The following is a 315-nucleotide window of genomic DNA, read 5'->3' as shown; positions in this document are numbered from 1 at the left end:
CGATCACCGGCGACGTGGTCGACGGCAGCGTTCAGCATCTCGCCGATCACACCGCGCCGCTCGGGCGGCTCGCCGCGCAGCACGGCGTCTATCTGGTGACGGGCAACCACGAGTACTACTCGGGCGCCGTTGCGTGGGTGGCCGAGTTCCGCCGTATCGGCCTCACGGTGCTGATGAATCAGCACGTGGTGATCGAGCATGGCGGCGCGCGGCTCGTGCTCGCGGGCGTGACCGATTACACGGGCGGCCATTTCGATCCCGCGCACCGCAGCGATCCGCAAGGCGCACTGCGCGGCGCGCCCGACGACGTGAACA

General features: G+C 69.5%; 1 protein-coding gene. It reads left to right on the top strand.

Translation table 11 applies throughout. The features are described from left to right. A partial coding sequence (locus SB772_RS39820) for a metallophosphoesterase (protein WP_410838493.1) occupies nucleotides 1-315 on the top strand: 315 nt, incomplete at both ends.

The sequence above is a fragment of the Paraburkholderia sp. SIMBA_030 genome (assembly GCF_046535245.1).
Taxonomy (GTDB): domain Bacteria; phylum Pseudomonadota; class Gammaproteobacteria; order Burkholderiales; family Burkholderiaceae; genus Paraburkholderia.
This window is presented reverse-complemented; position numbering and strand designations above follow the sequence as displayed.